At 70.5% G+C, this 22,728-nt stretch carries 21 protein-coding genes; 10 read left to right on the top strand and 11 right to left on the bottom strand.

Annotated elements, in window-relative coordinates; translation table 11 throughout:
- Positions 1–3: 3 nt before the first annotated feature.
- Positions 4–1,284, bottom strand: coding sequence for an LCP family protein (locus HKK73_RS13995; RefSeq protein ID WP_253705650.1), 1,281 nt, complete (start codon positions 1,282–1,284; stop codon positions 4–6).
- 171 nt (positions 1,285–1,455) lie between these two features.
- Between HKK73_RS13995 and HKK73_RS13990 the strand changes: the two genes are divergently transcribed.
- The 6 genes from HKK73_RS13990 (at position 1,456) to HKK73_RS13965 (ending at position 9,489) form a co-directional block, all read left to right on the top strand.
- A complete protein-coding gene (locus HKK73_RS13990) occupies positions 1,456–2,940 on the top strand; it encodes a hypothetical protein (RefSeq protein WP_171468232.1) in 1,485 nt (494 codons plus the stop codon).
- Positions 2,941–2,950: 10 nt separating this feature from the next.
- Positions 2,951–3,937, top strand: a complete 987-nt coding sequence (locus tag HKK73_RS13985; RefSeq protein ID WP_144680930.1) for a glycosyltransferase — start codon at positions 2,951–2,953, stop codon at positions 3,935–3,937.
- Positions 3,934–4,767: a glycosyltransferase gene (locus HKK73_RS13980; protein WP_114552671.1), complete on the top strand. Its 834-nt coding sequence runs from the start codon at positions 3,934–3,936 to the stop codon at positions 4,765–4,767. Before HKK73_RS13985 ends, HKK73_RS13980 begins: the two co-directional genes overlap by 4 nt.
- 152 nt (positions 4,768–4,919) lie before the next feature.
- Positions 4,920–6,107 carry a UDP-galactopyranose mutase gene (gene glf, locus HKK73_RS13975; RefSeq protein WP_114552672.1) on the top strand — a complete coding sequence of 396 codons (1,188 nt, stop codon included), beginning with the start codon at positions 4,920–4,922 and terminating at the stop codon, positions 6,105–6,107.
- 52 nt (positions 6,108–6,159) lie between these two features.
- The gene (locus tag HKK73_RS13970) at positions 6,160–8,145 is read left to right on the top strand and encodes a DUF6541 family protein (RefSeq protein ID WP_171468231.1); all 1,986 of its coding nucleotides are present in this window, start codon (positions 6,160–6,162) and stop codon (positions 8,143–8,145) included.
- A 126-nt stretch (positions 8,146–8,271) separates the two neighbouring features.
- Positions 8,272–9,489, top strand: coding sequence for an extracellular solute-binding protein (locus HKK73_RS13965; protein ID WP_171468230.1), 1,218 nt, complete (start codon positions 8,272–8,274; stop codon positions 9,487–9,489).
- A gap of 30 nt (positions 9,490–9,519) precedes the next feature.
- Here HKK73_RS13965 and HKK73_RS13960 read toward each other — a convergent pair whose 3' ends face one another.
- The 3 genes from HKK73_RS13960 to HKK73_RS13950 all read right to left on the bottom strand — a co-directional run bounded on the left by HKK73_RS13960 (position 9,520) and on the right by HKK73_RS13950 (position 11,499).
- A complete protein-coding gene (locus HKK73_RS13960; RefSeq protein WP_171468229.1) occupies positions 9,520–10,230 on the bottom strand; it encodes an N-acetylmuramoyl-L-alanine amidase in 711 nt (236 codons plus the stop codon).
- 100 nt (positions 10,231–10,330) lie between these two features.
- Positions 10,331–10,765, bottom strand: coding sequence for a DUF2304 domain-containing protein (locus tag HKK73_RS13955; RefSeq protein WP_171468228.1), 435 nt, complete (start codon positions 10,763–10,765; stop codon positions 10,331–10,333).
- Positions 10,762–11,499 carry a glycosyltransferase family 2 protein gene (locus HKK73_RS13950; protein WP_171468227.1) on the bottom strand — a complete coding sequence of 246 codons (738 nt, stop codon included), beginning with the start codon at positions 11,497–11,499 and terminating at the stop codon, positions 10,762–10,764. Before HKK73_RS13950 ends, HKK73_RS13955 begins: the two co-directional genes overlap by 4 nt.
- Positions 11,500–11,648: 149 nt before the next feature.
- Here HKK73_RS13950 and HKK73_RS13945 point away from each other — a divergent pair, with 149 nt between their 5' ends.
- Together HKK73_RS13945 and HKK73_RS13940 are read left to right on the top strand one after the other, a co-directional pair.
- On the top strand, positions 11,649–12,542 hold the full coding sequence (locus tag HKK73_RS13945; RefSeq protein ID WP_216607993.1) for a glycosyltransferase: 894 nt from the start codon (positions 11,649–11,651) through the stop codon (positions 12,540–12,542).
- Positions 12,543–12,588: 46 nt separating this feature from the next.
- Positions 12,589–13,650 (top strand): NAD(P)-dependent oxidoreductase, encoded by a 1,062-nt coding sequence (locus tag HKK73_RS13940; RefSeq protein ID WP_171468226.1) that lies wholly within the window; start codon positions 12,589–12,591, stop codon positions 13,648–13,650.
- Between the two features lie 31 nt (positions 13,651–13,681).
- Here the strand turns inward: HKK73_RS13940 and HKK73_RS13935 are convergent, their stop codons facing one another.
- Both HKK73_RS13935 and HKK73_RS13930 read right to left on the bottom strand, forming a co-directional pair.
- The gene (locus HKK73_RS13935) at positions 13,682–14,818 is read right to left on the bottom strand and encodes an acyltransferase (RefSeq protein ID WP_216607991.1); all 1,137 of its coding nucleotides are present in this window, start codon (positions 14,816–14,818) and stop codon (positions 13,682–13,684) included.
- The gene (locus tag HKK73_RS13930; RefSeq protein ID WP_171468224.1) at positions 14,815–15,651 is read right to left on the bottom strand and encodes a glycosyltransferase; all 837 of its coding nucleotides are present in this window, start codon (positions 15,649–15,651) and stop codon (positions 14,815–14,817) included. Before HKK73_RS13930 ends, HKK73_RS13935 begins: the two co-directional genes overlap by 4 nt.
- Positions 15,652–15,870: 219 nt before the next feature.
- Here HKK73_RS13930 and HKK73_RS13925 point away from each other — a divergent pair, with 219 nt between their 5' ends.
- Positions 15,871–16,863 carry a glycosyltransferase gene (locus tag HKK73_RS13925; RefSeq protein WP_253705649.1) on the top strand — a complete coding sequence of 331 codons (993 nt, stop codon included), beginning with the start codon at positions 15,871–15,873 and terminating at the stop codon, positions 16,861–16,863.
- Here HKK73_RS13925 and HKK73_RS13920 read toward each other — a convergent pair.
- From HKK73_RS13920 to HKK73_RS13910, 3 genes are read right to left on the bottom strand one after another with little or no spacing between them, the layout of a single operon-like run.
- Positions 16,844–18,076 carry a polysaccharide biosynthesis protein gene (locus HKK73_RS13920; RefSeq protein ID WP_171468223.1) on the bottom strand — a complete coding sequence of 411 codons (1,233 nt, stop codon included), beginning with the start codon at positions 18,074–18,076 and terminating at the stop codon, positions 16,844–16,846. The two genes, HKK73_RS13925 and HKK73_RS13920, sit on opposite strands and share 20 nt — an antisense overlap.
- Before the next feature lie 34 nt (positions 18,077–18,110).
- On the bottom strand, positions 18,111–19,106 hold the full coding sequence (gene rfbB / locus HKK73_RS13915) for a dTDP-glucose 4,6-dehydratase (RefSeq protein ID WP_171468222.1): 996 nt from the start codon (positions 19,104–19,106) through the stop codon (positions 18,111–18,113).
- Positions 19,107–19,138: 32 nt separating this feature from the next.
- On the bottom strand, positions 19,139–19,750 hold the full coding sequence (locus HKK73_RS13910) for a dTDP-4-dehydrorhamnose 3,5-epimerase family protein (RefSeq protein WP_144680941.1): 612 nt from the start codon (positions 19,748–19,750) through the stop codon (positions 19,139–19,141).
- A gap of 180 nt (positions 19,751–19,930) precedes the next feature.
- Between HKK73_RS13910 and rfbD the strand changes: the two genes are divergently transcribed.
- On the top strand, positions 19,931–20,779 hold the full coding sequence (gene rfbD / locus HKK73_RS13905) for a dTDP-4-dehydrorhamnose reductase (protein WP_144680942.1): 849 nt from the start codon (positions 19,931–19,933) through the stop codon (positions 20,777–20,779).
- A gap of 76 nt (positions 20,780–20,855) precedes the next feature.
- Here the strand turns inward: rfbD and rfbA are convergent, their stop codons facing one another.
- Together rfbA and HKK73_RS13895 are read right to left on the bottom strand one after the other, a co-directional pair.
- A complete protein-coding gene (gene rfbA, locus HKK73_RS13900; protein WP_114552685.1) occupies positions 20,856–21,719 on the bottom strand; it encodes a glucose-1-phosphate thymidylyltransferase RfbA in 864 nt (287 codons plus the stop codon).
- Between the two features lie 39 nt (positions 21,720–21,758).
- Positions 21,759–22,565 (bottom strand): TIGR03089 family protein, encoded by an 807-nt coding sequence (locus HKK73_RS13895; RefSeq protein WP_171468221.1) that lies wholly within the window; start codon positions 22,563–22,565, stop codon positions 21,759–21,761.
- Positions 22,566–22,728: the final 163 nt, after the last annotated feature.

The following is a 22,728-nucleotide window of genomic DNA, read 5'->3' as shown; positions in this document are numbered from 1 at the left end:
GGATCACCCGCACTGCGCGGTCTCGTCGGCGGCGGAGAACGCCTCCTTGCCGGCTTCCTTCGTCTGCACCGGCGCGGGCTCGTCCGCGGCGGTGCCGGGCGCCGGGGCGTCGTCGCCCTCGCTCGCCGGTGGCGCGTCGGTCGCGGCGTCGTCGGCCGGCTGGTCGGCCGCGGGTGCGGGCGCGACGATCGGCTCGTCCGCGCGCACCTTCGCCCACAGCTCGTCGGCCTCCGGCGTCCAGACGACCTTCGCGTCGGGAGCCCGCGGGTCCGGCGCGTGGGGAACGGTCATGAAGGTGATGTTGCCACTCGACGTGCCCCGGAGGCTGAAGGCGAGCCCGGCGAGGCTTGGGATCGACGAGAGGTTGTCGCTCATCGTCAGCGACCTGGTGCCCGCGTCGACGAAGCCGTAGATCTGGCCGAGGTCCGAGAGCACGTTCTTCGACAGCACCTGGTTCACCGTCGCGGCGAGGAGCTGCTGCTGCCGGCCGATGCGGCTGAGGTCCGACCCGTCGCCCACCCCGTACCGGGCGCGCGCGAAGCCGAGCGCCTGGGCGCCGTCGAGCGTCTGCCACCCCGCGGCGAGCTGCAGGTCCGCCTTGGGGGAGTCGATCGCCTCGGGGATGCACATGCGCACCCCGCCGATCGCCGACACCATGTTCTGGAAGCCCGCGAAGTCGACGACGACGAAGCCGTCGACGAAGACGTCGGTGAGGCTCTCGACGGTCCGCACCGTGCACGCCGCCGCGGAGTCGACGTCCCCGCCGACCGTCGCCCCGTTGGCGAAAGCGGCGTTGAAGCGCGTGTTCGCCGGCGCGGTCGTCTTCCCGTTCGTCGTGGTGCACGCCGGGACGTCGACGCGCGAGTCGCGCGGGATCGAGATCATCTCCACGCGCGAGCGGTCGGCGGACACGTGCACGAGGATCGTCGTGTCCGAGCGCATGCCCTCGACGCCCTCGACGTCGTGGCCGTTCTCCCCGCCGCGCGCGTCGGACCCCATCACGAGGATGTTGAGGGGCTTCCCGGCGTTCGGGTCGCTCGGGTCCGGGGTGGTCTGCGCGGGACGGTCGTCGAGCAGGTCGAGCGCGCTCGACGACGTGATGTTGCCCTGGATGTTCGACAGCGCGGAGGCGCCGCCGACCGCCCCGAGCGCGAGCACCGCCGTGGCGACGAGGCCGACCGATCGCGCGACCCGGTGCGTGCGCAGCGTCCGGGCGTGCGCGGGGCCGCGGGACGGCGGGGTCGCCGCCGCGGAGCGGCCCTGGGCGCGGGAACGTGACGTCACGGGAGTCGAGCATAGGCGCGGCGTGCGGCGCGGCGGCGAGCGGGCGGCGGGCAGGGGGTGGAGGAGTTGTGTCGGCCCGCGGCGCGGGCGTCGCCGGGCGCCCTCGTCGCGTGCACTATCCTTCGCCTGACAGGGAGTGAGGGGGCTCCTCCGGCTCGACGAAGACCCGAGGTGCTCGTGCGATCGGTCCGCCAGTCGTGGTCCACGCTCCGCTCGCTCGCGCACCGGATCGTGGGTGTCGACGAGCGGACCCAGCGGCTCGAGAGCGTGCTGGACGGCCTCGTCCGGAGGGTCGGCGCGCTCCGCGAGCAGAACGCCGAGCTGGCCCGTCGGACGGACGAGCTGGAGCGGGCCGTAGCCGGCCGGGGCGACGCCCACTCGCGGTCCCTGCGGGTCCTGAACGACACCGTCAACCTCGCGACCCGGCGAGGCGCCTTCGCCCGGCCCGTCGCACGCGTCGTCTTCCTGGTGCACCACATCGAGGCCTGGGACAGCCTCGACGAGCTCTTCGCCGCGATGGCGGCCGCGCCGGACTTCGACCCGGTCGTGGTCTCGTTGCCGCGCCGGTTCGGCGGGGTGGGGCCGCTGCGCGACGAGGACGTCGTGCACGCGGGTCTCGCGGAGCGGGGCGTGCCGCACCTGCGTGCCGCCGGCGACCGGGTCCCCGACGTGCTGCGCTTCGTGAAGCTGCTCGAGCCCGACCTCGTCGTGCGCCAGTCGCAGTGGGACCGCGACGTCGACGAGGGGCTCGCCGTCGAGCTCCTCTCGTTCGCGCGGTTGTGCCTGGTGCCCTACGAGACGATGAACCTCGTGGTCAACGTCCCCGAGCCCCGGTCCGGCACGACGAACACCGCCGTGGACTCCGAGCTCCACCGCGCCGCCTGGCTCGTGTTCTGCGCGAACGAGGAGTCACGCCGGGCCGCGGTGCGCGACGGCGTGACCGCGGGGCGCCAGTTCCGCGTGGTCGGGCACCCGAAGGCTGACGTGCTCCGGGCGGCGGAGCCGAGCTGGCCCGTCGCGACGGCCGGGCCGTCAGGTGGGCGTCGCCCGCGGGTGGTCTGGTCCTCGCACCACTCGATCGGCCAGGGCTGGACACGTTTCGGGCTGTTCCCCGAGGTCGCCGAGGACATGCTGGCATGGGCACGGGAAGGCGACGTCGAGATCGTCTGGATGCCCCACCCCGCGCTCCGGCCGTACCTCGAGCGACCCGAGTCGCCCTGCCCGGTCGAGCGCTACGCCGACTGGAGGACGCGCTGGGACGCGCTGGGCAACACGGCCGTGGTGGAGAGCGAGCGGTACGCGCCGGTGCTCGCCGCGACGGACGTCGTGATCACCGACGGGCTCAGCATGCTTGTCGAGCCCCAGGTCCTGACCACCCCGGTGGTCTTCCTGGAGCGGGCGGGGCACCGGCCGTTCACCGAGGTGGGTGATCGCGTCGTGGCAGGGACCCACGTGGTCGACGACGTCGCGAGCGCCCGGCGGGTGGTGGAGAAGGTGCGCACGGACGGTGACGACCTGGCGTCGGTGCAGCGCCGCAACGTCCAGGAGCTCCTCGGCGCGCCCGGCGCCGCGGAGCGGATCCTGCGGGTCCTGCGGGACGAGATCGCAGCCGTCCGTGGGCTGTCGTCGGCCCCGAGCGGCCAGGACGCACGGTAGCCTGCTCGACGTGTCCGGATCGTCCCCAGCTCCCGCCCCGGCACCGCGTGTCGTCGCGGTCGTCGTCGCCTACAACCGTCGTGACCTGCTGACCCAGGCGCTCGACGCCCTGGCTGCGCAGGACCGACCCCTCGACGCGGTCGTCGTCGTCGACAACGCCTCGGACGACGGGTCGAAGGACGTCGCCGCGGCGCACCCGGTCCGCGCCACCGTGATCCCGCTCGAGCAGAACACCGGTGGCGCGGGAGGCTTCGCCACCGGCATCGCCCACGCCGTCGATGCGCTCTCCGCCGACCTCGTCTGGCTCATGGACGACGACACGATCCCCACGCCGGCCGCGCTCTCCGAGCTCCTGCGCGCACGCGAGAGGTACGACGGCCCGGTCGCCGTCCTCGGCAGCAGGGTGGTCTGGCACGACGGGCGGGACCACCCGATGAACACGCCGCGGACGCGGCCCGGCGCCTCGCCGGGGGAGCTCGCCGCGGCGCGGGCGGCCGGGGCCACGCCCGTGCGGTCCTCGTCGTTCGTCTCGATGCTCGTCGACGCGCGGGCCGTGCGCTACCACGGGCTGCCCGTGGCCGACTACTTCATCTGGAACGACGACTTCGAGTACTCCGCGCGGCTCCTGCGCCGAGGGACAGGCCTCGCTGTCCCCACGAGCGTTGTCGAGCACCGCACCAAGACCTTCGGGGCGACCGACGCCGACCCGGGCGAGCGCTTCTACTTCGAGGTGCGGAACAAGACCTGGATGCTCACGAGGTCGTCGTCCCTCGCCCCCGCCGAGCGCCTGCTGTACGGCGGAGCGAGCCTGCGGCGGTGGGCCCGGACGCTGCGACGGTCGGACCGGCGCGACGTCCTGGTGCGCAGCGGGGCGAAGGGCCTGCGAGACGGCCTGCTCCGGGCCCCGCGCACCAACGCCGAGGTCCTGAGCGGCGCGGGGACGGACGTCGGGCCGATCCTCCGGCTGGACGGCGGCCGAGGCGGGAAGGCGGCGTGACGCCACCGTTCTCGGTGCTCCTGCCCGTCTACCGGGGCGACCGACCTGACTACCTGCGGCGCTCCTTCCGGTCCGTCGTCGACGACCAGGAGCTCCGCCCGTCCGAGGTGGTGATCGTCCGGGACGGACCCGTGGGTCCTGACCTCTCCGCGGTGCTCGCGGAGATCGGGGAGCGGAGCGCGGTCCCGGTGGTGACCGTGGACCTCGACGACAACGTCGGCCTCGCGCTCGCCCTCGAAGCCGGGCTGGCCGCGTGCTCGTACGAGATCGTCGCCCGGCAGGACGCGGACGACGTGAGCCGGCCTCGCCGGTTCGCGGTGCAGGTCCCCCTCGTCGAGGGAGGGCTGGACGTGGTGGGCTCGGCGATCGAGGAGTTCGAGGGCGACGACGAGGCGCAGGCCGGCCTCGTGCGGGTGCCCCCGCTGACGTCCGAGGAGATCGCGGAGACCTCCCGCTTCGCCTCGCCGTTCAACCACCCGACCGTCGTCTACCGTCGTTCGGTCGTCGCCGCCGTCGGCGGGTACGAGGACCTGCCGTTGATGGAGGACTACTGGCTCTTCGCGCGGCTGGTCGGGCACGGGGCGCGGATGGCGAACGTCGCCGAGCCGCTCGTGCGCTACCGGGTGGGCGCGGGGGCCTACGCCCGCCGCGGCGGCACGCAGCTGCTGCGGTCGGAGCTCGAGCTGCAGCGGCGCCTGCGTCGGGAGGGCTTCACGTCCGTGGGCCAGGCCGCGCGGAACGTCGCCGTCCGTGGTGGCTACCGGCTGGTCCCCGAGACGGCACGTCGGTCGCTGTACCGGGCGTGGGTGCGGTTGCGCCGGTCCGGCTGACGCGGAGGCCGGGCCGACCTCCCGCCGGGCGGGCCGGAGGAGGCGCCCCGGTGAACATCGCGTGGCGAAGTGACGCACGGGGCAGCAGGGGAGATCCACCCGCGGCCGTGCGGCTAGTCTGTTCCGGTTGTCATCCCTAACGAGGAGTTTGAGTGGACGCGGATCTTGTCGTCGTGGGGTCGGGCTTCTTCGGCCTGACCGTCGCTGAGCGCATCGCCGAGGAGTACGGCCGGAAGGTCCTCGTGATCGACCGTCGCACCCACATCGGCGGCAACGCCTACAGCGAGGCCGAGAAGACGACCGGCATCGAGGTCCACCGCTACGGGGCGCACCTCTTCCACACCTCGAACGAGCGGGTCTGGGAGTACGTGAACCGCTTCACGGCGTTCACGAGCTACGTCCACCGCGTGTACACCACGCACAAGGGCGAGGTCTTCCCGATGCCGATCAACCTCGGCACCATCAACCAGTTCTTCCGCTCGGCGCACGGCCCCGACGCGGCCCGCGCGCTGGTCAAGGAGCTCTCGGCCGAGCTCGGGGACAAGAAGCCGGAGAACCTCGACGAGCAGGGCGTCTCCCTCATCGGCCGCCCTCTCTACGAGGCGTTCATCCGCGAGTACACCGCGAAGCAGTGGCAGACGGACCCGCGCGACCTCCCGGCGTCGATCATCTCGCGGCTCCCCGTGCGGTACACGTACGACAACCGCTACTTCAACGACACGCACGAGGGGCTCCCGGTCGACGGCTACACGGCCTGGATCGAGCGCATGGCCGACCACAAGAACATCGAGGTCCGGCTCGGCGTCGACTTCTTCGACGAGTCGCAGCCCGTGAGCAAGGGCAACGTGGTCGGCAACGTGCCGGTGGTCTACACGGGTCCGGTCGACCGCTACTTCGACTACGCCGAGGGCGACCTCTCGTGGCGCACGCTCGACTTCGAGGAGGAGGTGCTCCCGGTCGGCGACTTCCAGGGCACCCCGGTGATGAACTACGCGGACGCCGACGTCCCGTACACGCGCATCCACGAGTTCCGGCACTTCCACCCCGAGCGCGACTACCCGACGGACAAGACCGTGATCATGCGGGAGTTCTCCCGCTTCGCGGAGAAGGCCGACGAGCCGTACTACCCCGTGAACACCGCCGCGGACCGCGCGCGCCTGCTCGCCTACCGCGACCTCGCGGCGGGGGAGAGCGACGTCCTCTTCGGTGGTCGGCTGGGCACGTACAAGTACCTCGACATGCACATGGCCATCGGTTCGGCGTTGTCGATGGTGGACAACAAGCTCGCCCCCCACTTCGCCCGGGGGACGCGACTGGAGAGCGGGGGCGTCGACGCATGAGGTGCGTCACGGCCAGCCCTGACGCCGTGTCGTCGCCGCTCGGAGCTCTGACATGAGCTGGTGGGACCTCCTCCCGGAGGTCTGCGTCGCGCTGGCCGTGCTTTTCGTCCCGGGGATGATCGTGCTCGCCGCGGCGGCACCTCTCTCGCTGCGGACCGTGGGGCTCGGTCCCGTCGTGTCCGTGGGGGTCGTCGCGGTGAGTGCGGTCGCGGCAGGGCTCGCGGGCATCGGCTGGTCCCTCTGGGTCCCGTTCGCGACGTCTGCTCTTGTAGCCCTGCCTTTCGGGCTGCTGCGGTTCTTGGCCGCGCGACGACGGGCAACGAACAGGGCCCCCGGCCCGTCTGCGGGCTGGTGGGCGGCCGGGCTGGGGCTTGCCGTCGCGGCGGTGCTGATCGCACGACGATTCGTCTTCGTCGTCGGGAGCCCGGAGAACTTCTCCCAGACCTTCGACAACGTGTTCCACCTGAACGCGATCCGGTACATCCTCGAGACAGGCTCAGGTTCGTCGCTCGACCTCGGCGGAGTCACGTCCATCGCGTTCTACCCGGGTGCGTGGCATGACGTCGTCTCGCTCGTCGTCGCCACGACGGGTACCTCGATTCCCGCCGCGATCAGCGCGACGAACCTGGTGATCGCCACGCTGGTCTGGCCCGCAGGCTGCATCTACCTGGTCTCGGTCCTCTTTCCGGGGCGGGTCTGGACGCTTCCCGTCGCGGGCGTGCTGAGCACCGCCTTCGGATCGTTCCCCCTGCTCCTGATCAACTTCGGAGTCCTGTATCCGAACTTCCTGGCGGTAGCGCTCCTGCCCGCGCTGCTCGGTGCGACCGCTGCGCTGCTCGGGCTCCCGGACGGCGCTGAACCCGGTGGTGTCCTCCGGTTCGTACGGGACGCGCTGCTCGTGCTCGTCGGTCTCGCTGGTGTCGCGCTCTCGCACCCCAACGGCGCCATGTCATGGATCGCGCTCTCAATCCCGCTGCTCGCCTGGTGCGGCTGGCGTCACCTTCGCGCGGCGTGGGGAGGCGGAGCGGGCTCGCGCCGTCGGTCCCTCGCCGTGGTGGCTGTGGCGGGTCTCGTCGTCGTCCTGGCGACCATGGTGCTGTGGCGCAACATCAGGCCGCCGTACGCGGCCTCCCAGTGGCCACCTCCGCAGAGCCAGGCACAGGCCATCGGTGAGTCGCTCTCCGGAGCGCACCTCGACCGCCCGGTGTCGTGGCTGGTCGCTGTGCTGATCGTGGCAGGACTCGTGACCGCTGTGAGGGACCCACGCAGGCTCTGGCTATGCGGGCCCTTCTTCGTGTCGGCCTTCCTCTTCGTGGTGATCTCGGGAACTCCCTACAGCCCGTTCCGATACTGGGTGACCGGGGTCTGGTACAACGACTCGAACCGCATCGCCGCGATCATGCCGACAGGGTCTCTCGTCGTGGCCGTCCTGGGCACCGTCGGCATCGTGGCCGCTGTGAGCTTCCTCGCCGACAAGGCGGGGGACGCGCTGTCTCTCGGTGTGACGGCGCGACGGACGATCTCGACCGGCCTCGCAGTGCTCGGTTCGCTGCTCCTGCTGTGGGGTTCGCAGGGCGAGAACGTCCGCGAGGTCGCGCGACAGGGAGCAGAGCGCTACCAGCAGGCCGCCGACTCGCCGCTCGTGGACGACGACGAAGCGGCGCTGCTCGGCAGGCTCGACGCGCTGACTCCGCCAGACGCGGTGATCGCAGGTAACCCGTGGACCGGTGCGGCGCTCGCGTACGCCCTTGCGGATCGTGAGGTCACGGAGAAGCACATCCTGACGCAGGTCCCGGAGGATGTCCTCGTCCTCGACGCTGACCTGGTGAACATCGACGACGACCCGGAGGTGTGCGCGGCCGTCGTGACCTCGGGGGTCACGCACGTGTTGGACTTCGGCGATCGGTTCGTGAACGACGGACGGAACATGTCCATCGACTACTCCGGCCTGGAGAACTTGCGCGAGGGTGAGCACCTTCGCCTGGTGGACGCCGAGGGCGACGCGCGTCTGTTCGAGATCGTCGGGTGCAGCGACTGACGGTTCCTCGCTGATCGCTGATCGCTGATCGCTGATCGCCGGCGCCTCGCCGGTGACGTCCGGTGAGCCCTGCCGGGTGCGGCGGGGCGGCCCCGCGTAGCATCGGACCGACGTGAGGAGGATTTGGTGCACATCACACGGCGAGACTTCAGCCGGCTCGTCGCCGGGGGGATTGCGGTGGCATCTCTCGGCGGGCAGACCCTGACACGACGCGCAGCGGCCGCGGGGACGGCAGCAGAGCCACAGGTGGTGATCACGGGACCGCGGCACGACTGGCTCGACACTGTCGAGGCCTCGTTGGATCAGATCACGGGTCGGACCGGTCTCTCGGTCGCGGTCCGCAGGATCGACGGTCCCACCATGCAGGACGCTGACTGGGCAGGGACGGACCTCGCTCTGCTGCACGTGGGTGCTGAGGCCGAGGACGCGCTCGCCGCGGGCCGGGTACAGGACGTCGGGTCGCTGGTGAGCACGGGGCGGCTCGACCTCCGCGGACGTACCGGCCTGGAACAGGCCCTCGCGACGGCGGACGCGGGCGGTGCGCTCCCGGGTATCCCGTTCGTGAGCGACGAGACTGTCGTCTATCACCGGGACGACATGCTGACGGCGCTCGGTGGTCGGGAGCCAGAGTCGCTGGACGACCTGATCGCTGCCGCCTACCAGCTGACCGACGACTCAGCCGGGGTCGCGGGCGTCGTCCTCGTGGACGACGCCGCCACGGTCCTGCCCATGGTGTACGCCTTCGGCGGGTTCGTCGCCGAGGACGGCATGATCGGCCTGGCGGGGATCGAGAGCTCCCGCGCTTACGGGTTCCTCCGCCAGATGGTCGTCGACTGCTCCGCTGGACAGGAGCCTGCTCGCGGGCTCGTCGAGGCGGTGGAGCGCTTCAGCTCCGGCCAGGCGCGGCTGCTCGTCGCAGGTGACGGCCTCCTGCCGATCCTCAAGACGCTAGACCCAGACGGCGTGATCGGGTCGACATCACTCCCGGCGGGTCCTGCTGGGAACATCGGGCTCGCTTTGCCCACCTGGGTGCTCGGCGTCGCCTCCTCGTCCACCTTGCCCGAGCGAGCGGTGAAGGTGCTCCAGGCTCTTGCCGACGTGCGGTATGAAGGATCCACCGCGACGCAGGAGGGCATCGAGGTCACCTCGCTCGCGTCCGGAAACCCCGTCGTCGACACCCCGGACGAACTCCGTGACGAGGCTCCGGCGACGACGGCGCGCGCCGACCAGATGGTGGCGCGGATCTTCTCGCGCGAGGGTCAGGAAGCTCTCGTAGCGCCCGTATTCGACAGCGCTATCGAGAGCGGCTCGGCCGCGGCGGAACTCGCTCGCGTCGTCGGCTGACGCCCGTCCGGGCGGAGGGTCGACCAGGGATCAATTCGCCCGCGCGTCGCGGACCAGGTTGTCGAGCGTCCTTCTCTCCACCCACACCACCGGCACACCGGCGTTGCGCAGGTTGTCGTACTCAGCCTTGGTCTGGAGCTCGACCCAGCCTCCGTTGTGACCGAAGATCCCGTAGGGCGTTCGCTCGCCCCCGGCGCGGTAGATGATGGGCATCTCGTCTGGGTTCCATTCTCTGAGGGGCGGCGGCAGGTTACGGACACGCTGGAGCAGGCCGGGAAGCTGCGCGACCCGCCCGTCGCCGGGGCAGACCTTTCCGTTCGCGCCCCAGACCTCGCCGCCAGAGACACGCCACGGGTCGATCCCGTAACGGTGGAGGCCGATCCCGGTGGAGTTCGGCAGCGAGTTGCGCATGTCCGAGACAGGCAGGCTGTAGTACTGGCACAGCCATTTGAGCAACGGCGCCAGAGCGGAGAGCTGGGCCTCCGTCCACGTGCCGTCGCCCTTTCCCTGCGTCTCGATCCCGATACAGCTCGCATTCCCGCTCCGTTGCGTCCATGCGGTGACGCTGGTGTCGAGGTACTGCTCGACGACTCCGTTGTACTTGACGTAGAAGTGGCTCGAGGCGAGCGCCGCGGGATTGTTGAACCACCCGTACAGAGAGTCAGCACCCCCCGCGTCGACATGGAGCACGACCGCGCGGGTGCGAGCGCGATCAGCCCCGTAGTTCTGGCTGATCGGCATCCACCGTGCTGCTTTGTACCGTGCCACGTCGAAACCTCCCGGACCGAGACTAGGTGGTCGACCCACGAATCGCTCGATGGGAGCTCCGTGTGTCTCCTCGTCAGTCTTGGTGGGGCGGTGATGTCCGACGGTCGTTGTCCGAGGCGCCCCCGGCGTCCGTCCCGGAGGGCTGCGGAGGCACGATCTCGTGGGCGCGCAACTCACCCTGCTCGAGCTGGAGCCGAAGGAGCGCCACCTCCTCGGTGAGGGTCCGCACCTTCTCGTCGAGACCGGAGACGCCGACGCTCAGCTGGACGCACACGATGAGCAGGATGAGGATCGCGACGGCGAACACCAGGTTGACGGGCAAGGTCACCCCGACGACCTGGGCGATGCGCTGGGCGACGGTCGGGAAGGCACCCAGGATCGTCACACCGATCGCGACCGCGATCCACAGCCCGGCATACTTCTCCCTGATCCGGCGCTTGCGCAGGAGCTGCACGAGGAAAGCGATGAGAACGAGGCAGAGCGCGACGGAGAACAGGTAGCCGCTCACGGGGTGACCTCCATCAAGTTCTCGCTCGGACGTGAGATGGCGACGACGAGCGCGAGAAGCGCCCGACCGAGGAAGATCGCAGCCTTGAGCGGGCTGTGCGACGGGGTGCCCCCTGCCCGCGGGCGCATCTCGACCCCCACCTGGTCGACACGCAGGCCGGCGCGTGCCGCGATCACGAGCGCCTCGACGGTGTCGCCGAGGTACTCGGCCGGGTAGTTCGACGCAAAGACCCGGATGGCTCTGGTGTTGCTGAGCTTGAACCCGGAGGTCGTGTCGGTCAGGCGAGCCCCCGTGACACGTGACAGCACGACCGAGAGCATCCGCATGGACCAGCGCCGCGGTCCGCGGACGACGTACGTCCCCCGGCCGGCGAACCGGGCTCCGATCACGACGTCGTACGGTCCGGACTCGCACGCCTCGAGCAGGCGGGGGATGTCGCGAGGGTCGTGCTGGCCGTCGGCGTCGAGCTGGACCGCGTACGAGTACCGGTGGTGGCGGGCGTACTTGTACCCGGCACGCATCGCGCCGCCGACGCCCAGGTTGAGGGGAAGGTCGAGGACCTCCGCCTTCGCGGCGCGGGCGACCTCGGACGTGCGGTCCGTCGACCCGTCGTTGACGACGAGGATGTCAGCCCAGGGGACTGTCGCGCGTGTCTCCTCGATGACCTGCGGGAGGGTGACCTCCTCGTTCCACGAGGGAATGATCACCAGGAGGCGTGGCGAGGGCGCGGGCATGGTGACGATCCTATCCACGGACAGGGTGTGTGGATCGCTGTCCGCGCTCGGCCTAGGGGCACGCGGCCCGAACGGCAGTTGCGTTAGCATCGGGTGCCGCCGCCACCGGTCTGGCGAAGCGACGACGACACCTTGGGAAGGCCCACGACGTGCCCCTGGACATCATGCTGCCGTACTGGGGCGACCCGGCCCTTCTCCGCGCGACGGTCGACAGCGTCTTGGCGCAGACGAGCGACGACTGGCGTCTGACCGTCGTCGACGACGCGTACCCCGACGAGGGCGTTCCCGCGTACTTCGCCGCGATCGACGACCCGCGGGTGCGCTACGTGCGCAAGGAGCAGAACGAGGGCATCACGGCGAACTACCGGACGTGCGTCGACCTCGCGACCGAGGAGTACATGATGCTCCTCGGGTGTGACGACCTGCTGCACCCCGAGTTCGTCGAGGTCGTGCTCCGCGCGGTGGGGGCCTTTCCCTCGGCGGACATCGTCCAGCCGGGCGTCGCCGTCATCGACGAGGACGGGCGCGAGGTCTCCACTCTGGTGGACACGGTGAAGAGGTCCGTGACGATGCTCCGGTCGTCCGGCCCGCGGCTGGTCTCCGGCGAACAGCTCGCGGCGAGCCTCCTGCGTGCGGACTGGATGTACTGGCCGTCGCTCGTCTTCCGCCGGGAGAGGCTCGCCGCGACGCCGTTCCGGGACGGGTTCCCGCTCATCCAGGACCTCGCGGTCGTCATCGACATGGTGACGCAGGGGGCTGTCATGCTCCTCGAGCCGACGGTGTGCTTCTCCTACCGCCGGCACCAGGCGAGCGCGTCGTCCGCGACGCTCCTCAACGGCAAGCGCTTCGCGGGGGAGCAGGAGTACTTCCGGCTCGCCGCGCAGCAGGTGGGGGCGATCGGGTGGAAGCGCGCGCGGTTCGCCGCACAGCTGCACATCACGTCGCGGTTGCACGCGCTCGCGCTCCTGCCCAAGGCGGTCAAGAGCCCTGAGGCCTCGCCGAAGCCTATGCTGCGCCACGCTCTCGGGGGTTGGCGCTCCTGAGCCCGCGGCACTGGACCCGACACGTGCGTAACGAAAGGTGATTCGTGTGAATACCGCCCTGGTGACCGGAGGCGCCGGCTTCATCGGCTCGGCGATCTCGACACCCCTGCTCTCTGCGTTCGATCGCGTGGTTGCGATCGACAACATGCACCCGCAAGTGCATGCGACGCCCGAGCGGCCTCGCGGCTTGCACCCGGAGGTCGAGCTCCATGTAGGCGATGTGACGGACGCCGACGCGTGGGACGCCCTCCTGGAGTCCACGAAGCCCGACGTCGTCGTGCACCTCGCGGCGGAGACGGGTACGGGGCAGTCGCTCACCGAGTCGACCCGGCACGGGTCCGTCAACGTGGTCGGCACGACGCAGATGCTCGATGCCCTGCGGCGGCACGACGCGATCCCGCGCCGGATGGTGCTCACCAGCAGCCGTGCCGTCTACGGGGAGGGCGCATGGCGTCGCGTACCTGGCGGTGAGCAGTTCTATCCTGGGCAGCGGACCCACGAGATGCTGGCCGCGGGCCGCTGGGACTTCGACTCCGCGCAGCCGACGGCGATGCGCGCGAGCAGCGTCGCGCCGCAGCCTGCGAGCGTCTACGCCGCGACCAAGCTGGCCCAGGAGCACATCCTGCGCCCCTGGGCCGACGCGTACGGCGTCGACGCGCGCGTCCTGCGGCTGCAGAACGTCTACGGTCCCGGGCAGTCGTTGTCGAACCCGTACACGGGCATCATGTCCTTGTTCTGCCGGATGGCTCGGCGTGGAGAGTCGATCCCCCTCTACGAGGACGGCGAGGTCCGTCGTGACTTCGTGCTGATCGACGACGTCGCCGCTGCGGTCGTCCGCGCAGCGGTCGCGGACTCTGTGGGCCCCGACCCGATCGACATCGGATCGGGGGAGACCCAGACCATCCGCACGGCGGCAGAGCTGATCGCCGAACGCTATGGGGCGCCCGAGCCTCACGTGACGGGGCAGTTCCGCGACGGGGACGTGCGGCACGCCTGGGCTGACGTGACGGATGCGCGCGAGCGGCTCGGGTGGGAGCCGCGGTTCCTGCTGCGCGAGGGCGTGGAGCGGCTCGCCGCCTGGATCGACGACCAGCCTGGGGTCGAGTAGACGCCTGGGCCGTCCGGCGGTCGGCGCAGGGTCAGCCCGCGCCGACCGCCGGACGAGAGGACTCCTCCGGGAGCGTGGTCGGCGCGGGAGCGACGAAGCCTCGGTCGTCGCCACGGACGATGCTCGGCCGGCTCTTCGCCGCGCGCATGACGGGGCGCTCGAGCCAGAACCAGCTCGCCGCTGCGAGTAGCAGCGCGACCGGCAGGGTCACGAGGATGTGCACGGTGACACCCAGCGCGGCCACACCGAGCAGGGTGGCGAGCTGCTGGACGGGGAACGCGTAGACGTACAGCCCGTAGGAGATGTCGTTGCGCTGGAACCAGGACGGCGAGGGCACCGTCCGTCCGATCCAGAGCATCACCACGGCGAAGAAGGGCGCTGCGAGCTGCCCTCCCCACGAGGGCGCGACCCAGACCGCGAGCACCACGAGCGCTGCCGACCCGGCAGCGACGTACCAGCGCAACGGGATGTGCTCGCGCAGCATCCACACGAGCGCACCCCCCAAGAAGTACGGCAAGAGTTTGAAGAGCCATTGGATGTCCGTGTTGCCACCGAAGAGCCGCAGGAGCAGGTCGTTGTTCGCCCGACCCGCCACACTGACCACGAACAGCGTGGCGAGGACCCAGGGGGACCTCCGCGTCACGGCGAAGCTCGCCGCGACTCCGACGACGAGGTAGCACAGGAACTCGTAGTACAGGGTCCAGAGCGAGCCGTTCCAGGCACCGGGGTGGGGTACGTCCGCGAGGGTGCCGGCCACCGAGTAGTCCGACATCCGGAGTCCTGCATTCGCGAACACGTAGTTCGCAGGCGTGTTCGGCGTGGTGAGGAAGCCGGCGAGCGTCCCGTTCTGGCTGAGGTAGCCGAGAGGCGCGAAGCCGAAACCCACGACGACGAGGCAGCCGAGGAACGCCGGGAAGATCCGTGCGACGCGATGGCTGAGGTAGACCCCGAAGCTCGTCCGGAGACGGCTGCCGGTGATGAGGTAGCCGCTGATCGCGAAGAAGCCAATGACCGCCCACCCACCGAGGTTCTCGCCCGCGATGCCCGGACCATCCCCGGCTCCGGCGATCGGGAACGCGTGGGACACCAGGACCAGGGTGGCGAGGACCAGACGGACGAGATTGAGGCTGTTGTTCCTCGAGTCCATGGTTGCCGTCGTCGAGGTCACGCGTCGTGCTCCGTCCGGTCGAGCGGGAGGGGGCCGGAGGTCGCCCCGGCGTCCAGGGTAGTGCTAGAGCGTCCGCGAAGACGGCGACGGAGGACCAGCAAGGAGCGCAGCAGGCGCCAGCGCGAGGCGAAGACCGCCCGCACGCCGCGCGGGCGCGCCGGAGTCTGGTTGTCCCCGTGGAGCCGACGCTCGAGAGAGCGGACGTCGAGGTGCGCGATGCTCCGGGCGAGGTTGCCGCTGAGCGCGATCCAGAGGTCGTGCGACTCCACGAGATAGGCCGGGAAGGGCAGGACGACGTCGAGGTGCTCGCGACGCACCGCCATGGCGCACCCGTAGTACGGGCGGTTCCCGGCGAGGACGCCGAGGACGTTGCGCACGTGCCGGGTGGAGTCGGCCGCGCGCAGCGTCCAGTCGGGCTGACCGAAGGGTCCCCGGAGGGACTCGCCGCCCCCCAGCGTGGCAAGGTTCGTGGCGACGACGTCCGCGCCGCCCAGCGCTTCGACCATGGCCTCGACCCGCCCTGGTCGCCAGACGTCGTCCTGGTCGGCCAGGAAGACGAACCGACCCCGCGCCGAGGACAGCGCGTGCTCGAAGGTGCGGACGTAGCCCCGGTTGCGCGGCGCCCGCGTCAGGCGGACGCGCGCGTCACCGATCTCCTCGACGCGCTGGGCAGTCCCGTCCGTCGACGCGTCGTCGACGACGACCACCTCGTCGTGCGGGCCGAGCTGCTCGAGGATCGAGCGCAGCTGTTCCTGGACGAACTCCTCGCCGTTGTACGTCGCCATGCAGACGCTGACCTGCGGCGTGGTGGCGTCTTCCGGCCCTGTGGTCATTTCTCGACGAGCAAGGTGGTCGAGGGAGTCGAGTTGGAGGGGGTGGTCATGACAATCCTGCTCTCGATGCGTGCAGTACGGAAGCGATGTCGCGGTCGCAGGCGTGGTCGGCCGCCTCCGTAGTGTAGGTGGCTAGGGCTCGGTCGTGGCGGCGATATCCTTTCCGGGCATCTCTCCAGGTGCTCCAACGCGAAGACTCAAGACAACGGAGGTACGGGCGTGGCGGACTCCGGCAAGGCGGCGACAGAAGCGTCGTCCGGGTCCCGGCGGATTTCCGCCGTCATAACTGCGTTCAGACCGGAGAGGTCGCTGCTCGACAACGTCCGTCGGCTGGCGGCGCAGGTGGACGAGATCGTCGTGGTGGACGATGGCAGCGGCGACACGGCTGACGCGGTCCTTGACGAGCTGCGGCGCTCCGGGGTCCAGGTCGTTCGGCGCGAGCACAACCGTGGCATCGCAGGAGCGCTTAACGCCGGTGTTGCAGCCGTCGACCCGGGGTCCGACGACCTCCTCCTCACCTTCGACCAAGACAGCGCGATCCCGCCTGGCTTTGTCGCTGCGCTTGTAGACGCCTGGGACCGGGGCACCGCCGCTGGACTTCGGATGGGCTTGGTGGCGCCCGCAAGGTTTGCCGGACTGCCGCAGACTGAGGGCGAGCAGGTGTTGCCGGGCATCGTGCGAGCGCGTGAGCCTATCCAGTCGGGAACCCTCTACTCTGGCGCGTCCCTCAGCGCCGTGGGGGCCTTCCGAGACGATCTGTTCATCGACCTCGTCGACACCGAGTACTTCCTGCGCATCCGCAACCACGGGTTGGACGCGCTCGCAGTCGTCGGAGTCGACCTGCCTCACGAACTGGGCCGCACGTACGTCGTCCGCGTCTTCGGTCTCACCCTGCGGACGCCCAGCGGCCCCCTGACGACCAGCCTGAGCACACCGTTCCGCTACTACTACCGTGCGCGGAACCGGGTGGTCCTGAATCGCGCGTACGCCTCTCAGTTCACGGCATACACCCGGCGCGACACACTCATGGAACTGCGCCACTTGATTCTGGTGCTCCTTCTCGCGAGGCCTCGACGCGACATCCTCCGGGTCATTCGCCGGGGCCTCGCTGACGGTCGCGGAGGCCGCATGGGTCGCATCCCAGCCGACGTGGAGGCTCTTGCGCGACGTGTGAGCTGGCGAGGCGAGGAGCTCAGGTCCTCGCGGGACTGACCACGCGTGCAGGCAGCAGGCGTAGGGCTGGTCCGAGCAGAAATCCTGCTATGACCAGTTCCGAGAGCGCGAGCCCGAACGCGATCGTCTCACCGCTTCTCCCGATCGCGCCGGCGGCCATCGTCGTCAGCCCGACGATCGAGGAGATCCCGGTCGCGAGGAGCACGTATCGGCTCCGGCCGTGAGGGATTAGAAGGTTGCGGATCAGCGGGGTGGACAGGGAGATGAAGAAGAAGCTCACCCCGAACCACAGGCACAGTGTGGGCGTGGCGGCGACGTCAGCGCCGAAGAACACGCTCGTCGCCCACGGGCCGAGAAGAGCGAGGGCCAGACCGCCGACGAGGCCCGTGGCCGTGTGCGCACCGATCGCCAAGAGGTGTCGGCTGCGCGCGTCTGTCGCGTCAGGGTCGAGCGTCCACCCTTGGAACGCGTTCCCGAGAGCGACGACGACCACCGAGAGCCCGATTCGGTAGGCCCTGTCAGCCGAGCCGAAAGCCGCCGAGTCTGCGTCCAGCAGGGACGCGGTGGCGATCGGGACCGGTGTCGAACCATAGGCGTTGCCGGTCGTGTCGATGGCAGCGGTCGACAACGTCTGACGCATGATCGTCCGAAGTGGCGGCCGCGCGGGCGCGCGTTCCGTTCCTCGCAGCATCCGGCGGGTGAAAGCGGCCGTTGCGATCGCCACGGCGAGGAGGGTGAGCGCGGGATACACCCAGATCGCGCCGGTCGCCAAGAGGATCGGCACGGCGAGCAGTGTCGCCCCGAGCCGGGGTAGGACGTCGTACCTGGCCAGCAACCCGGGCTTCCCGATGCCGATGCAGTACCACGAGGGCAGCAAGCCCGCGGCGGCCATCGCGACGGTCATGAGGATCGAGTCGAGGAGGAAGTCGTGGTTGACGACGGCCACGGTGACCAGCGACGCGGCGGGTGCGGCGAAGGCGAACACCGCTAGTCGGGCAATCAGGCTGTTCCGATAGTACCCGCGTCGTTCGGACTCGTTCGTCGTCTGGCTCACCGCGGGTGGCCCGTAGATGCCCCACCCGAAGGTGACTGCTACCGCGGCCAGTACGCCGATCTGTTGCGCGGCGTTGAAGCTACCCCAACCAGCCGCGCCCGAGATCCGCGAGATGACGGGAAGGATGAGAAAGGGCGCGAGAGCGCTGAGCAGGGGAACGCCGAAGAATCCGGCGAGCCTCACCGTCAGCGCGCTCACAGGTCCAGCTCCCTCGCGTCGCAGGGGCGCGCGATCACTGGCCGGTCTTGGCGTACTTCGCCTCGACGGCGGCCTTGGCGGGCTCCCACCAGCCGCGGTTCTCGCGGTACCAGTCGACGGTCGCGGCGAGGCCCTCGCGGAAGTCGCGGTAGCGGGGCTCCCACCCGAGCTCCGTGCGGAGCTTGGTGGAGTCGATCGCGTACCGCAGGTCGTGGCCGGGGCGGTCCGTCACGAGGTCGTAGGCGTCGGAGGGCTGGCCCATGATCTCGAGCAGGAGCTCGACGACGTCCTTGTTGTTCTGCTCGCCGTCGGCGCCGATGAGGTACGTCTCACCGATGCGGCCGGAGTCGATGATCCTCCAGACGGCGGAGTTGTGGTCGGCGACGTGGATCCAGTCGCGGACGTTCTGGCCCTGGCCGTAGAGCTTGGGGCGGACGCCCGAGAGGATGTTCGTGATCTGGCGCGGGATGAACTTCTCGATGTGCTGGTAGGGCCCGTAGTTGTTCGAGCAGTTCGAGATGGTGGCGCGGACCCCGAACGAGCGCACCCAGGCGCGCACGAGCAGGTCCGACCCGGCCTTCGTCGACGAGTACGGCGAGGAGGGGTTGTAGGGGGTGGACTCCGTGAACCGCTCGGGGTCGTCGAGCTCGAGGTCCCCGTACACCTCGTCGGTGGAGATGTGGTGGTAGCGCACGTCGTGCTTGCGGACCGCCTCGAGCAGCGCGAACGTCCCGACGAGGTTGGTCCGCACGAAGGGGGAGGGGTCGCTCAGGGAGTTGTCGTTGTGCGACTCGGCCGCGAAGTGCACCACGAGGTCGCTGTCGGCGACGAGGCGGTCGACGAGCTCCGCGTCCGCGACGTCCCCCTGGACGAGGGTGATCTTGTCGCCGAGCGAGCTGAGGGAGTCGGCGTTGCCCGCGTAGGTGAGGGCGTCGAGGACCGTGACCTGGGCGTCGGGGCGCTCCGCGACGGTCTGGTGGACGAAGTTGGCGCCGATGAAGCCGGCACCACCGGTGATGAGGATTCGCACGTCTGCTCCGTGGAGGTCGGGAAGGGGAGGGCTCAGGCCCGGGGAAGGTAGGCGCGGGCCTGCTCGAAGGTGGGCAGCAGGCCCGAGGCGGCGGCGTCGGCGAGGGTCGGGGCGTCGGTGTCCTTGGGGGACAGCTCGTAGGTCAGCGGTGTGCCGTCGCGTCCGGTGGTGGGCCACTCGATCCCGAGCGCGGGATCGAGCGGGTTGATGCCGTGCTCGCGGCCGGGAGCGTAGGGGGCCGAGCACAGGTACGTGACCACGGAACCGTCCTCGAGGGAGCAGAAGGCGTGGCCCAGCCCCTCCGAGAGGAAGATGGCGCGGCGGTCGACGTCGTCCAGGAGGACGGAGTCCCACTGCCCGAACGTCGGCGACCCGGTCCGGATGTCCACCACGACGTCGAGCACCGCGCCGCGCGGACAGGTGACGTACTTCGCCTGGCTCGGGGGGACGTCGGCGAAGTGGACCCCCCGGAGCACACCGGCGGCAGAGACGGAGAGGTTTGCCTGCTGGAGGTCGAGCGAGCGTCCGGTCGCCTCCTGGAAGACGCCGTCCTTGAACCACTCGAGGAAGACGCCTCGGTCGTCGCCGAACTGGCGCGGGGTGATCTCCCACGCGCCGGCGATCGAGAGTTCCCGAACCTGCACTGATCCTCCTGGGCTTGGTGGACGTGACGGCGGGCGCCGTCGGGCCGCGATCACGATACCGTGCGCCCGTGCGCAGGCCCCGAGCCCGGGGCCGCCCCGCACGTGCCGGGCGCTGGCATAGGCTGACCCGGCGCCCCGTCCGGGGCGCTCACCGACAGGGACGGCAGGAGGACCACGGCCATGCGATGGGTGCTGACCGGTGGCGGCGGGATGTTCGCGACCGACATGGCGAGGGTGCTCGACAGGGCGGGTGCCGACGTCCGGGTGCTGGCCCGGACCGACCTCGACATCCTGGACGCCGACGCGTGCCGGTCCGCCGTGGAGGGTGCCGACGTCGTCGTGAACGCTGCCGCGTGGACCGCGGTCGACGACGCCGAGACGCGCGAGGCGGACGCGTTCGCCGTGAACGCGGTCGGGCCGGCGAACCTGGGCCGGGCGGCGCGCGAGGTCGGGGCGAGGCTCGTGCACGTCTCGACGGACTACGTGTTCGACGGCACCGCGACGTCCCCGTACGCGGAGGACGCACCGGTGGCGCCGCGGTCCGCCTACGGGCGGACGAAGGCGGCGGGGGAGTGGGCCGTGCGGGCCGAGTCGCCCGACCACCTGATCGTGCGGACCGCGTGGCTCTACGGCGCGGCAGGCCCGTGCTTCCCCAAGACGATGGCTCGGCTCGCCGCGGAGCGGCCCGAGCTGAGCGTGGTCGACGACCAGGTCGGCCAACCCACCTGGACCGTCGACCTGGCGGACCTCGTGGTGCGTCTCGTGACGGCGGGAGCGCCCAGCGGCACCTATCACGGTACGGCTGCGGGCAGCGTCTCCTGGTTCGGCTTCACCCGAGCCGTCCTCGACGGCATCGGCTCGACCACGCACCTCGTCCCCACGACGTCGGACGCGTTCGTGCGTCCGGCGCCGCGACCGGCGTACTCGGTGCTCGGTCACGAGGCGCTGCGCGCGGTCGGGGTCGAGCCGATCGGTGACTGGGAGCAGCGTTGGGCGCAGGCTCAGGCGGAGGTTCTCGCCTCGGTGTGACCGGTCGTGGTCGGCCGAGGCCCGCACCCCGCGCGTGCGGGGTGCGGGCCTCGGGCCGTTCCGGGGTTCGTGGGCGTCAGGAGTCGAGCAGGCCGAGCAGGTAGCTCCCGTACCCCGACTTCACGAGCCGCTCCGCGCGCTCGCGCAGGTCGTCGTCGCTGAGGAACCCGCGCCGCCAGGCGACCTCCTCCGGGGAACCGATCTTCAGGCCCTGGCGGTTCTCGATGGTGCGGACGAAGTCCGAGGCCTCGAGCAGCGAGTCGAACGTCCCCGTGTCCAACCACGCGGTCCCGCGCGGGAGCACCTCGACCTGGAGCCGTCCCTGCCGCAGGTACTCGCGGTTGACGTCGGTGATCTCGTACTCGCCGCGTGCCGACGGCTCGAGGTCCCGCGCGATCGAGACGACGTCGTTGTCGTAGAAGTAGAGGCCGGGCACCGCATAGCTCGACCGCGGCTTCTGCGGCTTCTCCTCCAGGGAGAGCGCACGGCCCTCGGCGTCGAACTCCACCACGCCGTAGGCCGTCGGGTCCGAGACGCGGTAGGCGAAGACCGCGCCGCCGTCCAGGGAGTCGAAACGGGTGAGCTGGGAGCCCAGTCCCGGACCGTAGAAGATGTTGTCCCCCAGGACGAGGGCCACGGAGTCGTCCCCGACGAAGTCCGCGCCCAGCACGAACGCCTGCGCCAGCCCGTTCGGCTCGGCCTGGACGGTGTAGGAGATCGAGACGCCGAACTGGGAGCCGTCACCGAGGAGCCGGCGGAACTGCTCCGCGTCGTGCGGGGTCGTGATGACCAGGATGTCCCGGATGCCCGCGAGGATGAGGGTCGACAGCGGGTAGTAGATCATCGGCTTGTCGTACACCGGGACGAGCTGCTTGCTCACGCCGAGAGTGATGGGGTGCAGTCGGGTGCCGGATCCACCGGCCAGGATGATGCCGCGCATGGGCACCCATCATGCCGCAGCAGCGACCGGACGTCGCCATCAGGGCAGCGGTCGTGCGCCCCTGCCCGACGTGTCGTCGTCGACGCGCTCGTCCCGCACGATCCGGGCACGCCTCGGGTCGTCGCGGTCGAGCTGTGCTGCGGTCGCGGCCGAGAGCAGGACGACGGAGCCGTCCGTGCCGTACGTGTCGAGGAGCGCCCGCAGGACGGCGGCGGCCCCGCGTCGCGCGTCCAGGAGCCGGCGGGCGCGGGCTCCGCCTGCCGGAGCGAGCAGGTCAGCGTGCGCGAGCCGGGTCCGTGGCTCGTCCGCGACGAGCGCCTCGAGGTCCCCGTCGGGTTCCGGTGCCCAGCCGATCTGGTCCCCGTAGCTCATCACCGCCGACGCGGCGTCGATCGCCCCGGGGGGCAGCGCGCCGTCGAACCGGCGTGCCAGGGCAGGGAGAGCCACGGCGACGAGCTCCGCGCCGGAACTCGTCCACACGTCAGGACGGTGGGTGACGACCAGGTCGGCGTGCGTGGTGCCCGGGGCGGTGGCATTCTCGTCGACCAGGACCACGGTGGCTCCCACGCGCCATGCAGCCAACGCCCAGACGACGGTGCGCCAATGCACGGGAAGATCGAGAACGACCCGCGTTCCGGGGCCGGCGTCGAATTCCTCGACGAGCAGGTTCGTCGTCTTGTTGACCCAGTTCTCGAGCACCGCGCCGGAGAGCTCGACGCGCTCGCCGTCGTCCCCGTACCACGTGAGACGGGGCCGACCCGGGTCGCGCGTGACGAGTCGGAGCAGGTCAGAGACGTGGGCAGGACGGCCGTCGCGCGGGGCGGGGGAGTGGGGAGCGGTCACCATGGACACCACCCTAGGGCGCTGATATCGACACCCGAGATGTGGTGGTTTCACCCGGGCCCTCCGCGGGGCTATCACATTTCGGCTTGACGCCCGCGGATGACACGCGTGTAATTTCTTCAATGCAGTTTCCTGCCTGGTTCTCGCTCGAGGCCCGGCGAACGGC

It is taken from the genome of Cellulosimicrobium sp. 72-3, from assembly GCF_013127315.1.
Taxonomy (GTDB): Bacteria; Actinomycetota; Actinomycetes; order Actinomycetales; family Cellulomonadaceae; genus Cellulosimicrobium; species Cellulosimicrobium funkei.
Note: the sequence above shows the minus strand (reverse complement) of the source record. Positions and strands in the feature narration are given on the sequence as shown.